Here is a 14919-nt window from a genome sequence, read left to right on the forward strand (position 1 = left end):
GGTACGGTATCCCGCCATCGGCCCCCCACCTTTTCTTCACAGGCGCACACGTAATCCCGGTTTCAGATCCCGGCGAAGGCGCCTTCCAGGACGTCCAGGCCCTCGTTCAGCAGGTCCTCGCCGATCACCAGCGGCGGCAGGAAGCGCAGCACGTTGCCGTACGTGCCGCAGGTCAGGACGAGGACGCCCTCGGCGTGGCAGGCCTTCGCGAGCCGCGTGGCCGCCTCCGGGTGCGGGTCCTTCGTGCCCGGCTTCACCAGCTCGATCGCGATCATCGCGCCGCGGCCCCGGATGTCACCGATCAGCCCGCCGTTCGGCAGCTTCGCGCGCATCCCTTCGAGCCGGCCCTTCATGACCTCCTCGATGCGCTTCGCCTTCTTGTTCAGGTCCAGCTCGCGCATCGTCTCGATGGCCCCGAGGGCGCCCGCGCAGGCGACCGGGTTGCCGCCGTACGTACCGCCGAGGCCGCCCGAGTGTGCCGCGTCCATGATCTCGGCGCGGCCGGTCACGGCGGACAGCGGCAGGCCGCCCGCGATGCCCTTCGCCGTGGTGATCAGGTCCGGAACGATGCCCTCGTCCTCACAGGCGAACCACTGGCCCGTCCGGCAGAAGCCCGACTGGATCTCGTCCGCCACGAAGACGATGCCGTTGTCCTTCGCGAACCGCTCGATCGCCGGCAGGAAGCCCTTGGCCGGCTCGATGAAGCCGCCCTCGCCGAGCACCGGCTCGATGATGATCGCGGCGACGTTCTCCGCGCCGATCTGCTTGCTGATCTGGTCGATGGCCTGGGCGGACGCCTCCGCGCCCGCGTTCTCGGCACCGGTCGGCCAGCGGTAGCCGTACGCCACCGGCACCCGGTACACCTCCGGCGCGAACGGGCCGAAGCCCTGCTTGTACGGCATGTTCTTCGCGGTCAGCGCCATCGTGAGGTTCGTCCGGCCGTGGTAGCCGTGGTCGAAGACGACGACCGCGGTGCGCTTGGTGTACGCACGGGCGATCTTCACCGCGTTCTCGACGGCCTCGGCGCCCGAGTTGAACAGCGCGGACTTCTTCGCGTGGTCGCCCGGGGTCAGCTCCGCGAGCCGCTCGCAGACCTCCACATACCCCTCGTACGGCGTGACCATGAAGCAGGTGTGGGTGAAGTCCGCGAGCTGCGCGGAGGCCCGGCGCACGACGGCCTCGGCGGAGGCGCCGACCGACGTCACGGCGATACCGGAACCGAAGTCGATCAGACGGTTGCCGTCCACGTCCTCGATGATCCCGCCGCCCGCCCGCGCGGTGAACACGGGCAGCGTGGAGCCCACACCGGCGGCGACCGCCGCGAGCCGGCGGTCTTGCAGCTCCACCGACTTCGGACCGGGGATGGCGGTGACGAGTCGGCGCTCCTGCGGGATTTCGGTCATGCGGGGCTCCTGGGGGTGTTTCGGACGCTTCTTCGTTGTGCAGGCTAGGCGCGGGGCCCGGGGCGGGGCATGCTCCGATCGGTAGTGGTCGCGTGCGTGTCGTTGTCCGCGACGGACAGAAGGTGCCGAGGCGGTACGAGGCGCCTTCCCGGCGGTCACTATCCGGGCGCGTTGCTGAACTCACCGTGTGCGCGCACTAGATTGACCGGTGCAGTGACGGACCTGGCTGGTCAAGGGGGCAACGGTTCATGGACAACGACGGTACGCACGGCGCGTGGGACACGCGGGGCGCGCAGCCGCCGGGCGCGCGGGCCGGAGGCTCCGTACCGCGTCCGGCGGGTCCGCCCCCCGCCGCCCCGCCCGCCTACCCGCCCACGGTCCCGCCGCCCGCCCGGCCTCCCGCCGGGCCGGCACCCCTCGCGCACACCCCGGCCCCGGGCACCGCCGCGCCCACCGCCGACTGGTTCAACGCCCCCCGGCCCGAGGCCGGACCCGGCGTCTGGCGGTACGGATTCACGCCCCGGCCCGCCGAGCGCCCGCCGCGCCCCTCACTGGTCGGCCCGGCCGCGACGCTGATCCTCTGGCTGCTGCTGTGGCTGCTGCTCTCGGCGCGCACCATCCCCTACGTGTTCAAGCCGATCGAGATCATCACCGGGCCCAAGTGGTGGGTCCTGGGCGGTCTGCGGGACGACGCGCCGGGCCTGGTGGTCGACTCGACCACCCTGTACTACGAGGTCCTGGTGCTCATTCTGGGCTTCTACGCCGCCCGGCTGGGCGGCTGGGCCCACGTCCTGCGGTACTTCGCCCGCGAGCGGTTCGAACGCGTCAGGCTGACGCTGTCGGTGGCCGCCGCGCTGGTGTTGCTGTGGCTGGCCTGGACCCCGAAGGTGCCGCTGCTGCTCGTGCTCATGGGGTCGGCGCAGGGGTGGCTGCTCAGCGGCGACCGGCTGAAGGCCACGGTGGCCGCCTACACCTGCTACGCGCTGACCACCGCCCTCGTCGTGTGGCCCATCGCCCGGGCCGCGCACTGGGGAGACGCCCTCCGCGACCTGAGGGCCGGACGCGCGCCCACCCGCCCCCAGGGCACGGAAGGCACGGCCACCGCCCCCGCCCCGGCGGACGGCCCCCTGCGGGCCCAGTGGCCCGAGCTGCGGGCCGCCGGCTCCGCCGACGCAGCCGAGGCGCTGACCGCCGCCGTGTACGCGGGCCGGATGAACGACGTGGACTGCGTACGGGTGGGCCACGCCTGGACCGGGGCGCGAGGCCGCCCGGCCTCCTTCACCGAGACCGTGCTCCGCAAGGGCGCCGACGCCTTCCTGCACCCCTCCGGCCTCCGGGACGTGCCCCGGCGCACCGCCACCCACGACCCGCTCACCGGTCAGGTCCGCATCGGGGAGTGCGCCGACGACCCGCGCAACCCCTACCCGCGCCGGGGCTCCGGACTGGCGCTGGACCCCGCGTCGCTCGGCACCTCCCTGCTGGCCGTCGGCCCGCCGGGCTCCGGCAAGACCGAGCGGGTCGTCGGGCCCGTCGTGGAAGCCCTCGCGCTGCGGGCGCTCACCGGCCAGGCCGCGGTGCTCGCCGTCGGCGGGGCGGGCGGCGGGCTCGGCCCGGACGACGCCTACGACGTCGTCATCCGCATCGGCGACCCCGCGTCCCTGCACGACTTCGACCTGTACGGCGGCACCACCGACCCGGACGAGGCCGCGGCGGCCCTCGCCGAGGGGCTGGCCGGGGACATCCCCACCCTGGAGACCCGGCGCGCCGCGACCGTACTCGGCCAGCTGCTCGGCCCGTTCCGCACGGTCCACGGCCGCTTCCCCTCCGTACCCGAACTGCGGGAACTCCTCGAAGGCTCCGCCACCGCGCTCGGCGCCCTGCGTGAGGCCCTGGAGGCCGGGGGACACCAGGCGATGCTGCGCGAGCTGGAGGCCCGGGCCCGCCAGGCGGGCGGTGGCGCCGACCCGGCCGGCGTCCTCGCCGACCGGATCGCCACGCTCGACCGGCCCGCCTTCGCGGGGTTCTTCGCCACCGGCGAGGACGCCCGGCCGTTCTCGCTGCGCTCCCTGGGCCGGCACCCGCTGCGGGTCCGCGTCGACCTGCCGGAGCGGGGCCACGCCGAGGCGTCCCGCATCCTGGCCCGCCTGGTGCTCGCCCAGTTCAACGCCGTCACCGCCGCCCGCACCGACCGCTCGCTGTTCGTCTGCCTCGTCCTGGACGACGCCACCCACGCCGTCACCGCCGACACCGTCCGGGGCATCCGCCGCCTCCGGTCCGTCAACGCGGGGGCGGTCCTCGCCCTGCGCACCCTGGACGACGTGCCGGAGGGGCTGCACACCACGCTGCTCGGGGCGTTCGGCTGCACCATGGTCTTCCCCGGCCTCACCACCTGGGACGGCAAGCGCTTCGCGGAGGCGTGGGGGAAGGAGTGGGTGGAGGTCCGCGAGGTCGCGCAGCACGGCGTCTTCGCCGACCAGCCGCTCACCCGCGCCCTGCACTCCCTGCGCAAGATGGCCACCGGCAAGGCCGTCACCACGGACGCGGTGACCGTACGCCAGGTCGAACGGGAGCGGTGGTCCGCGTCCGGGCTCGCCTACGAACTGCCGCACGGCCACGCGGTGCTCTCCCTGACCAGCGTGGACGGCGAGCACACGCCCCCGCTGCTCGTGCGGCTGGCCGGCTGAGGGCAAGGGGCGGCAGGGGCGCGCGGGACACGAGTGGCAGCGGTGACAGGGACTCTGCCACCCTGGCAGAATCGAAGTGAGCCGTTCATACGGGACGGCGAAATCACCCCCTGCCAAAGGCCCTCACCCCCATGCCGCCCACGCTCGCCTCGCTCGTCCAGCACTCGGCGCTCAAACTCACGGTGCGCGCGGGGGCGGACCGCCTCGGCACACCGGTGCGCTGGGCCCACGCCAGCGAGCTGACCGACCCCGTCCCCTATATGGAGGGCGGCGAACTGCTGCTGGTCACCGCGACCAACCTGGACGCGGAGAACCCGGAGGCGATGGGGCGTTACGTGCGCCGGCTCGCCGACGCCGGGGTCGCCGGGCTCGGCTTCGCCGTCGGAGTCACCTACGACGAGGTGCCCCGGCCCCTGATCGGCGCCGCCGAGGAAGCCGGGCTGCCGCTGCTCGAAGTGCCCCGCCGCACCCCCTTCATCGCCATCGCCAAGGCGGTCTCCTCGCAGATCGCGGCCGACCAGTACCGCGCGGTCACCGCGGGCTTCGAGGCGCAGCGGGAACTCACGAGCGCGGCGCTCGCCGTGGACGGCCCCGCCGCCCTCCTCGCCCGCCTCGCCGCCCACGTCAACGGCTGGGCCGCCCTCTACGACGCCGCCGGGGCCGTCGTCGCCGCCGCCCCCGACTGGGCGGCCCGCCGTGCCGCCCGGCTCACCCCCGAGGTGGAGCGGCTGCGCACCCGCCCCGCCCCGGCGAGCATGGTCGTCGGCGACACCGACGACCGCGTCGAGCTCCAGTCCCTGGGCACCGGCCGCCGGGTCCGCGGCGCCCTCGCCGTCGGCACCGGGGCGGCCCTCGGCACCGCCGAGCGGTACGCCGTGCACTCGGCCGTCGCCCTGCTCACCCTCACCACCGCCCGCTCCCGCGCCCTCCAGGGCGCCGAGCAGCGCCTCGGCGCGGCGGTGCTGCGGATGCTGCTCGCCGGCCAGTCCGACCATGCCCGCGCCGTCGCCGGGGACCTCTACGGCGGACTGCTCGACGCCCCGTTCCGGCTGCTCATCGCCGAGGGCCAGGCCCCCTCGGCCACGGCGCTCCTGGCCGATGCCCTCGACACCGCCGCCGACCGGTCCGGCGAGACCCTGCTGATGGTCCCCGAGGGCGGACGCCTCCTGGTGCTGGCCGCCGACGGCGGTGCGGCGGTGGCCGCCTGCCAGGCGTACGCCGAGGCGCAGGACGAGCTCACCCCGCGCGAGCCGGCCGCCGCCCGGGAGACCGATGTCGTGGTGGGCATGTCCGCCCCGGCGGGCCCGGTCGCCGTGTCCGCCGCGTACAAGCAGGCCGAACAGGCCCTCTCGGTGGCCCGCCGCCGGGGCCGGGCCCTGGTCGAGCACGCGGAGCTGGCCACCGGGTCCGTGCTGCCGCTGCTCGCCGACGACGCGGTGCGGGCCTTCGCGGACGGGATGCTCCGCGCGCTGTACGAGCACGACGCCAAGGGCCGGGGCGATCTGGTCGCCTCCGTACGCGCCTGGCTCTCGCACCACGGCCAGTGGGACGCGGCCGCCGCCGACCTGGGGGTCCACCGGCACACCCTGCGGTACCGGATGCGGCGGGTGGAGGAGATCCTCGGGCGCTCGCTGGACGACCCGGACGTCCGGATGGAGCTCTGGCTCGCCCTGAAGGTCACCACGCCGCCTGCGGCCTGACCGGCTGATCTTCGCGGGTCAGGCCCTGGCCAATAAGGCGCGCCCCGGTCCCGTTCTGCTCCACCCAGGACAAACGCCAGGCGGCCCCGGCGGCCCTACCGTGGGGGCCGACACACCCCACGCCATCGAAGGGCCGGAACTCCATGACCTCCACCCACGCCTTCTGGCTGGCCGGCCGCCAGGCCACCGGCGAGGAAAGCTTCGACGTCACCAACTCCTGGGACGGGCGCCTCGTCGGGACGGTCTCCGTCCCGACCGGGGCCCAGGTGGAGGAGGCCGTCGCCGCCGCGCACGCCGTGCGCGAGGAGTTCGCCGCGACCCCGGCCCACGTACGCGCCGCCGCGCTCGACCACGTGGCCCGCCGGCTGGCCGAGCGCACCGAGGAGATCGCCCAGCTGATCTCCGCCGAGAACGGCAAGCCCATCAAGTGGGCGCGCGGCGAGGTCGGGCGGGCCGTGTCCGTCTTCCGCTTCGCCTCCGAGGAGGCCCGCCGGTTCAACAGCGGTGAGGCCCAGCGCCTGGACACCGACGCCGGCGGCACCGGCCGCCTCGGCCTCACCCGGCGCTTCCCGCGCGGCACCGTCCTCGGCATCGCGCCCTTCAACTTCCCGCTGAACCTCAGCGCCCACAAGGTCGCCCCGGCCATCGCCGTCGGCGTCCCGATCATCCTGAAGCCGGCCCCGGCCACCCCGCTCTCCTCGCTGGTCCTGGGCGAGCTGCTGGCCGAGACGGACCTCCCGGCCGGTTCCTGGTCGGTCCTCACCGTCCCCAACGACCGGATGCCCGCCCTGGTCCAGGATGAGCGGCTGCCCGTGATCTCCTTCACCGGGTCCGCCCCCGTCGGCTACGCGATCATGGACTCGGTGCCCCGTAAGCACTGCACGCTGGAGCTCGGCGGCAACGGCGCCGCCGTCGTCCTCGGCGACTACGCCTCCGACGAGGACCTGGACTGGGCCGCGACCCGCATCGCGACCTTCTCCAACTACCAGGGCGGCCAGTCCTGCATCTCCGTGCAGCGCGTCATCGCCGACGCCGCCGTGTACGACCGGCTGCTGCCGAGGATCGTCGCCGCCGTGGAGGCCCAGGTCACCGGCGACCCGTCCGACCCCACCACGGACGTCGGCCCGCTCGTCGACGAGGCCGCCGCCCGGCGCGTCGAGTCCTGGGTCGACGAGGCCGTCGCCGCAGGTGCCCAGCTGCTCGCCGGCGGCAAGCGCGACGGGTCGACGTACGCGCCGACCGTCATCGCCGGGCTGCCCGACGGCGTCACCCTCGCCACCGAGGAGGTCTTCGGGCCGGTCCTGTCCGTGCAGAAGGTGAACGGCGAGGCCGAGGCGTTCGCGGCCGTCAACGCCTCGCAGTACGGGCTCCAGGCAGGCGTGTTCACCCGTGACATCCAGGCCGCCTTCCGCGCCCACCGCGCGCTTGAGGTCGGCGGCGTGATCATCGGCGACGTCCCCTCGTACCGCGCCGACCAGATGCCGTACGGCGGCGCCAAGCAGTCCGGCGTGGGCCGCGAGGGTGTCCGCTACGCGATGGACGACTACACCTACGAGCGCGTCCTCGTCCTCACGGGCCTCGCTCTCTGAAGCCGGCGCATGCCGCACCCGGCGGCGGGCAGTGGAGTGGCGGCCGACCCGATCGGCGCCCCGAGGCTGGTCGGGCCGCCGGGAATCGGGTACATACGGACGAGTAGAACCGGACAGGTACGCACGGGCGGACGGACCCCGCCGGCCCGTGCGCCTGCCGGGTCCACCCACCCGACGACGCGGCGAGGTGAGCCCTCATGTCCGCTCCATCCGCACAACAGCCCACGTCCAAGGTGACCGAACGCGAAGCGCGCCAGGTCGCCGAGGACGCGCGGGAACGGGACTGGCGCAAGCCCAGTTTCGCCAAGGAACTCTTCCTGGGCCGCTTCCGCCTCGACCTGATCCACCCGCATCCGCAGCCCGCCGGCGAGGACGTCCGGCGCGGCGAGGAGTTCCTCGCCCGGCTGCGCGAGTTCTGCGAGACCCGGGTCGACAGCGCCCTCATCGAGCGCGAGGCGCGGATTCCCGACGAGGTCGTGAACGGCCTCAAGGAACTCGGCGCGCTCGGCATGAAGATCGACGTCAAGTACGGCGGCCTCGGCCTGACCCAGGTCTACTACAACCGGGCCCTCGCGCTGGCCGGCTCCGCGAGCCCGGCGATCGGCGCCCTGCTCTCCGCCCACCAGTCGATCGGCGTGCCCCAGCCGCTGAAGACCTTCGGCACCCAGGAGCAGAAGGACACCTTCCTGCCCCGCCTTGCCCGTACGGACATCTCGGCGTTCCTCCTCACCGAGCCGGACGTGGGCTCCGACCCGGCGCGGCTCGCCACCACCGCCGTCCGGGACGGGGACCACTACGTCCTCGACGGAGTGAAACTGTGGACCACCAACGGTGTCGTCGCGGACCTGCTGGTCGTCATGGCACGCGTACCGAAGTCACAGGACGGCAAGGGCGGCATCACCGCGTTCGTCGTCGAGGCGGACGCGCCGGGCATCACCGTGGAGCACCGCAACTCCTTCATGGGCCTGCGAGGCATCGAGAACGGCGTCACCCGCTTCCACCAGGTGCGCGTCCCCGCCGCCAACCGCATCGGACCCGAGGGCGCCGGGCTCAGGATCGCCCTCACCACGCTCAACACCGGACGGCTCTCGCTGCCCGCGATGTGCGTCGGCTCCGGCAAGTGGTGCCTCAAGATCGCCCGCGAGTGGTCGGCCGTCCGCGAGCAGTGGGGCAGGCCGGTCGCCCGGCACGAGGCCGTCGGCTCCAAGATCGCCTTCATCGCCGCGACCACCTTCGCCCTCGAAGCCGTGGTCGACCTCTCCTCGCAGATGGCCGACGAGGACCGCAACGACATCCGCATCGAGGCGGCGCTCGCCAAGCTGTACGGCTCCGAGATGGGCTGTCTGATCGCCGACGAACTCGTCCAGATCCGCGGCGGACGCGGCTTCGAGACCGCCGCCTCGCTCGCCGCCCGCGGCGAACGGGCCGTGCCCGCCGAGCAGATGCTCCGCGACATGCGGATCAACCGGATCTTCGAGGGCTCCACGGAGATCATGCACCTGCTGATCGCCCGCGAGGCCGTCGACGCCCACCTCAAGGTCGCCGGCGACATCATCGACCCCGACAAGCCGCTCTCCGCCAAGGCGAAGGCGGGCGTCAACGCGGCCGGCTTCTACGCCAAGTGGCTGCCGAAGCTCGTCGCGGGCCCGGGCCGGCTCCCCACCGCCTACGCCGAGTTCAACCCGGCGGGCCACCCGGACCTGGCCACGCATCTGCGGTACGTCGAACGCGCCTCCCGCAAGCTCGCCCGCTCCACCTTCTACGCCATGTCCCGCTGGCAGGGCCGGATGGAGACCAAACAGGGCTTCCTCGGCCGGATCGTCGACATCGGCGCGGAACTCTTCGCGATGAGCGCCGCCTGCGTCCGCGCCGAGCACCTGCGCGCCACGGACGAGCACGGCCGCGAGGCGTACCAGCTCGCCGACGCCTTCTGCCGCCAGGCCCGCATCCGCGTCGAGGAGCTGTTCACCCGGCTCTGGTCCAACACCGACGACCTGGACCGGCGCGTCGTCGACGGCGTCCTGTCCGGCACGTACGGCTGGCTGGAGGAGGGCGTCGTCGACCCGAGCGGCGAGGGCCCCTGGATCGCCGACGCCACCCCGGGCCCGTCCACGAAGGACAACATGCACCGGCCCATCCGCTGAGCGGGCAGGCACCGCGGGGCGCGTCCAGTCGCTGGACGCGCCCCGCCGCGTGCCCCGGTTCACGGCAGGATGGACGCCCGTGACCGTCATCCATGTCCCCGGTTCCAAGTCCGTCACCGCGCGCGCCCTCTTCCTGGCCGCCGCCGCGAACGGCCGCAGCACGCTCGTACGCCCCCTCGCCTCCGACGACACCGAGGGCTTCGCCGCCGGGCTGACCGCGCTCGGCTACGAGGTCGAGCAGGAGGCCGAGGCCTGGCACATCACCGGCCGCCCGGCCGGGCCCGCCGCCCCCGAGGCCGACGTCTACTGCCGTGACGGGGCCACCACCGCCCGCTTCCTGCCCACCCTCGCGGCGGCCGGCGCCCGCGGCAGCTACCGCTTCGACGCCTCCGCGCAGATGCGCCGCCGCCCCCTCGCCCCGCTCACCGAGGCCCTGCGCACCCTCGGCGTCGACCTGCGCCACGAGGAGGCCGAGGGCCACCACCCGCTGCGCATCGAGGCCGCCGGCATCAAGGGCGGCGAACTCACGCTGGACGCGGGGCAGTCCAGCCAGTACCTCACCGCCCTGCTGATGCTCGGACCGCTCACCGGGACAGGGCTGCGGATCACCGTCACCGACCTCGTCTCCGCGCCCTACATCGAGATCACCCTCGCGATGATGCGCTCCTTCGGCGCCGAGGTCACCCGGAGCGGCCCCGGGAACACCGTCTTCACCGTGGAGCCCGGCGGCTACCGCGCCACCACCTACGCCGTCGAACCCGACGCCTCCACCGCGAGCTACTTCTTCGCCGCGGCGGTCCTCACCGGCCGCGAGATCACCGTCCCCGGACTCGGCGAGGGCGCGCTCCAGGGCGACCTGAGGTTCACCGACGTACTGCGCCGCATGGGCGCCGACGTGACGACGACGGCCGACGCCACCACCGTCCGCTCCAACGGCACCCTGAGCGGCCTCACCGTCAACATGCGCGACATCTCCGACACCATGCCCACGCTCGCCGCGATCGCCCCCTTCGCCTCGGGGCCCGTACGCATCGAGGACGTCGGCAACACCCGCGTGAAGGAGTGCGACCGGCTGGAGGCGTGCGCGGACAACCTGCGCCGCATGGGCATCACGGTCAGCACCGGCCCCGACTGGATCGAGATCCTGCCCGGCACGCCCCGGCCCGTGGAGATCGAGACCCACGGCGACCACCGCATCGTGATGTCCTTCGCCGTCACCGGACTGCGCACCCCCGGCATCACGTTCGACGACCCCGGCTGCGTACGCAAGACGTTCCCCGGCTTCCACGAGGCGTTCGCCGCCGCCACCGGCTGACGGGGAGGGGCGGGACGGGACACGCGCGGGCGCGATCCGGGACGCCCTGTCCCCGCACACAGAACGAGCGGCGACAATGGTGGCCATGACCGACAGCCCTGCCCCTCTCGCCGACCCGCACCTCGTCTTCGACGCCGTCGAAGGCCGCCGGGACCTCGTCCTCCTCGGCTCCACCGGGTCCATCGGCACCCAGGCCATCGACCTGGTGCTGCGCAACCCCGACCGCTTCCGCGTCACCGCGCTGTCCGCGGCCGGCGGCCGGGTCGGCCTCCTCGCCGAGCAGGCGCGCCTGCTCAAGGTGCGTACGGTCGCGGTCGCCTCGCCCGAGGCCGTGCCCGCCCTGCGCGAGGCCCTGCGGCACGAGTACGGGACGGCCGAGCCGCTCCCCGAGATCCTCGCGGGCCCCGACGCGGCGACCGAGCTGGCCGCGAGCGACTGCCACACCGTGCTGAACGGCATCACCGGCTCCATCGGCCTCGCCCCGACCCTGGCCGCGCTGAAGGCCGGCCGCACCCTGGCGCTCGCCAACAAGGAGTCCCTGATCGTCGGCGGCCCCCTGGTCAAGGCGCTGGCCGCCCCGGGGCAGATCATCCCGGTCGACTCGGAGCACGCGGCGCTCTTCCAGGCGCTCGCCGCCGGCACCCGCGCCGATGTGCGCCGGCTCGTCGTCACCGCGTCCGGCGGCCCGTTCCGCGGCCGGACCAGGAGCGAGCTCGCCGACGTCACCCGCGAGCAGGCCCTCGCGCACCCCACCTGGGCGATGGGCCCGGTCATCACCGTCAACTCGGCGACCCTCGTCAACAAGGGCCTCGAAGTCATCGAGGCCCATCTGCTCTACGACATCCCCTTCGACCGCATCGAGGTCGTCGTCCACCCCCAGTCGTACGTGCACTCCATGGTCGAGTTCACCGACGGCTCCACCCTCGCCCAGTGCACCCCGCCCGACATGGGCGGACCGATCGCCATCGGTCTCGGCTGGCCGCAGCGCGTCCCGGACGCGGCCCCCGCCTTCGACTGGACGAAGGCTTCCACCTGGGAGTTCCTCCCGCTCGACACCGAGGCCTTCCCGTCCGTCGGCCTCGCCCGGCACGTGGGCGCCCTCGGCGGCACCGCGCCCGCCGTCTTCAACGCGGCCAACGAGGAGTGCGTCGACGCGTTCCTGTCCGGCGCGCTGCCCTTCAACGGCATCATGGACACGGTCACCGCGGTGGTGGGCGAACACGGAACGCCCGCGTCGGGAACTTCTCTCACCGTGGCGGACGTCCTTGAAGCGGAGACCTGGGCGCGGACCCGGGCCCGGGAACTCTCGGCCAAGGCCACTGCGGAGGCACGCGCATGAGCATGACGACGATCCTGCTGACGATTCTCGGCATCGCGATCTTCGCCTTCGGCCTGCTGTTCTCCATCGCCTGGCACGAGCTCGGTCACCTGTCGACGGCGAAGCTGTTCGGCATCCGCGTCCCCCAGTACATGGTCGGCTTCGGCCCGACCGTCTGGTCCCGCAAGAAGGGCGACACCGAGTACGGCTTCAAGGCCATCCCGGCCGGCGGCTACATCCGCATGATCGGGATGTTCCCGCCAGGCGCCGACGGCAAGCTGGAGGCGCGCTCCACCTCGCCCTGGCGCGGCATGATCGAGGACGCCAGATCCGCCGCCTTCGAGGAGCTGGAACCGGGCGACGAGAAGCGCCTCTTCTACACGCGCAAGCCGTGGAAGCGCGTGATCGTCATGTTCGCCGGACCCTTCATGAACCTGGTCCTGGCCGTGGTGATCTTCCTCGGCGTCGCCATGTCCTTCGGCTTCCAGACCAACACCACCGAGGTCGCCGGCGTCCAGAAGTGCGTCATCCCGCAGAGCGCGAAGCGCGAGACCTGCGAGAAGTCCGACGCCGTCTCGCCCGCGCAGGCCGCCGGGCTGAAGAAGGGCGACAAGATCGTCGCCTTCGACGGCGAGCGGATGGACTCCTGGGACACCCTCTCCGACCGCATCCGTGACACCGTCGGCCCCGCCACCATCACGGTCGAGCGCGACGGACGGGAGAAGGACCTGCACGCTGTCCTCCTGAAGAACGCCGTCGCCAAGAAGGACTCCCACGGCGAGGCGGTCGCCGGCGAATTCGTCACGGCCGGCTACCTCGGCTTCGCCGCCCAGACGAAGATCGCCCCGCTCTCCTTCGGCGACTCGGTCGTCCGCATGGGCGACATGGTGGAGAACGGCGTCGACTCGATCATCGCCCTGCCCTCCAAGATCCCCGCCCTGTGGGACGCCGCCTTCGGCGACGGCGAGCGCGCGGCGGACTCCCCGGTCGGCGTCGTCGGCGCCGCCCGCATCGGCGGCGAGGTGATGACGCTGGACGTCCCGGCGGAGAACCAGATCGCGATGATGCTGTTCCTGCTGGCCGGCTTCAACCTCTCGCTGTTCCTCTTCAACATGCTCCCGCTGCTCCCGCTCGACGGCGGCCACATCGCGGGCGCCCTGTGGGAGGCGCTGCGCCGGAACACGGCACGCGTCTTCAAGCGCCCCGACCCCGGCCCCTTCGACGTCGCCAAGCTGATGCCCGTCGCCTACGTGGTCGCCGGGGTCTTCATCTGCTTCACCCTGCTCGTCCTCGTCGCCGACGTGGTCAACCCGGTGAAGCTCACCTGACGGCCGCCGGCCGGACGCGCCGGATGCACCGCGAGTGACGGGCGGTGTGCGGGCCGCGTCCGGCCGGGCCGACATTCCGTGCGGCCCCGGACGCGGTGTGCTCCCGGCCGCCCCCGGTGACGTAACCTCGAAGGCCGGAGCCCGCCGATACCGGGACCTCGATCCACACCTTGGGGATGCTCAGCGCATGACTGCGATTTCTCTCGGAATGCCCGCCGTTCCGACCAAGCTCGCCGACCGGCGGGTCAGCCGGAAGATCCAGGTCGGATCGGTCGCGGTCGGCGGGGACGCGCCGGTCTCGGTCCAGTCGATGACGACGACCCGTACGTCCGACATCGGCGCCACGCTTCAGCAGATCGCCGAACTCACGGCCTCCGGCTGCCAGATCGTGCGCGTGGCCTGCCCGACGCAGGACGACGCGGACGCCCTGAAGACGATCGCGTCCAAGTCGCAGATCCCGGTGATCGCGGACATCCACTTCCAGCCGAAGTACGTCTTCGCCGCGATCGACGCCGGCTGCGCCGCGGTGCGCGTGAACCCCGGCAACATCAAGCAGTTCGACGACAAGGTCAAGGAGATCGCGCGCGCCGCGAAGGACGCCGGCACGCCGATCCGGATCGGCGTCAACGCCGGTTCGCTGGACGCCCGACTGCTCAAGAAGTACGGCAAGGCCACCCCCGAGGCGCTCGTCGAGTCGGCCCTCTGGGAGGCGTCGCTCTTCGAGGAGCACGACTTCCGCGACATCAAGATCTCGGTCAAGCACAACGACCCCGTCGTGATGGTCAACGCCTACCGCCAGCTCGCCGCCCAGTGCGACTACCCGCTGCACCTCGGCGTCACCGAGGCCGGCCCCGCCTTCCAGGGCACCATCAAGTCGGCCGTCGCCTTCGGCGCACTGCTCAGCGAGGGCATCGGCGACACCATCCGCGTCTCGCTCTCCGCGCCGCCCGCCGAGGAGGTCAAGGTCGGCATCCAGATCCTGGAGTCGCTGAACCTCAGGCAGCGCCGCCTGGAGATCGTCTCCTGCCCCTCCTGCGGCCGCGCCCAGGTCGACGTCTACAAGCTCGCCGACCAGGTCAGCGCCGGCCTGGAGGGCATGGAGGTGCCGCTGCGCGTCGCCGTCATGGGCTGCGTCGTCAACGGCCCGGGCGAGGCCCGCGAGGCCGACCTCGGCGTCGCCTCCGGCAACGGCAAGGGCCAGATCTTCGTCAAGGGCGAGGTCATCAAGACCGTGCCCGAGTCGAAGATCGTGGAGACCCTCATCGAAGAGGCCATGAAGATCGCCGAGCAGATGGAGATGGACGGCATCGCCTCCGGCGAGCCCGAGGTCTCCATCAGCTGAACCCCCGCGAACCCCGCCGGCGCCCCCCGAGAACACTCGGCGGGGCGCCGGTCCGTGAGCGGGCCCACGACGTCCGCATCCGGCCGTTCCCGGGCA

At 73.0% G+C, this 14919-nt stretch carries 9 protein-coding genes; 8 read left to right on the forward strand and 1 reads right to left on the reverse strand.

Annotated features, from left to right (window positions below):
* Positions 1-62: 62 nt before the first annotated feature.
* Complete coding sequence (gene gabT / locus OG242_RS24350; protein WP_405900170.1) at positions 63-1403, reverse strand: 4-aminobutyrate--2-oxoglutarate transaminase; 1341 nt, start codon at positions 1401-1403, stop codon at positions 63-65.
* A gap of 248 nt (positions 1404-1651) precedes the next feature.
* Between gabT and OG242_RS24355 the strand changes: the two genes are divergently transcribed.
* From OG242_RS24355 to ispG, 8 genes are all read left to right on the forward strand, one after another.
* A complete protein-coding gene (locus OG242_RS24355; RefSeq protein WP_405900171.1) occupies positions 1652-4087 on the forward strand; it encodes an ATP/GTP-binding protein in 2436 nt (811 codons plus the stop codon).
* A 131-nt stretch (positions 4088-4218) separates the two neighbouring features.
* Positions 4219-5787: a PucR family transcriptional regulator gene (locus OG242_RS24360; protein WP_405900172.1), complete on the forward strand. Its 1569-nt coding sequence runs from the start codon at positions 4219-4221 to the stop codon at positions 5785-5787.
* Positions 5788-5930: 143 nt separating this feature from the next.
* Positions 5931-7376, forward strand: a complete 1446-nt coding sequence (locus OG242_RS24365; RefSeq protein WP_405900173.1) for an aldehyde dehydrogenase family protein — start codon at positions 5931-5933, stop codon at positions 7374-7376.
* A 197-nt stretch (positions 7377-7573) separates the two neighbouring features.
* On the forward strand, positions 7574-9520 hold the full coding sequence (locus OG242_RS24370) for an acyl-CoA dehydrogenase family protein (RefSeq protein WP_405900174.1): 1947 nt from the start codon (positions 7574-7576) through the stop codon (positions 9518-9520).
* Between the two features lie 79 nt (positions 9521-9599).
* Positions 9600-10835: a 3-phosphoshikimate 1-carboxyvinyltransferase gene (aroA, locus tag OG242_RS24375; RefSeq protein ID WP_405900175.1), complete on the forward strand. Its 1236-nt coding sequence runs from the start codon at positions 9600-9602 to the stop codon at positions 10833-10835.
* Between the two features lie 85 nt (positions 10836-10920).
* Positions 10921-12174, forward strand: a complete 1254-nt coding sequence (dxr, locus tag OG242_RS24380; RefSeq protein ID WP_405900176.1) for a 1-deoxy-D-xylulose-5-phosphate reductoisomerase — start codon at positions 10921-10923, stop codon at positions 12172-12174.
* On the forward strand, positions 12171-13481 hold the full coding sequence (locus OG242_RS24385) for a M50 family metallopeptidase (RefSeq protein ID WP_405900177.1): 1311 nt from the start codon (positions 12171-12173) through the stop codon (positions 13479-13481). The genes dxr and OG242_RS24385 overlap by 4 nt, the downstream gene beginning before the upstream one ends.
* Before the next feature lie 187 nt (positions 13482-13668).
* Complete coding sequence (gene ispG / locus OG242_RS24390) at positions 13669-14823, forward strand: flavodoxin-dependent (E)-4-hydroxy-3-methylbut-2-enyl-diphosphate synthase (protein ID WP_405900178.1); 1155 nt, start codon at positions 13669-13671, stop codon at positions 14821-14823.
* Positions 14824-14919 lie beyond the last annotated feature (96 nt).

The sequence above is a fragment of the Streptomyces sp. NBC_00727 genome (assembly GCF_045161745.1).
GTDB lineage: Bacteria > Actinomycetota > Actinomycetes > Streptomycetales > Streptomycetaceae > Streptomyces.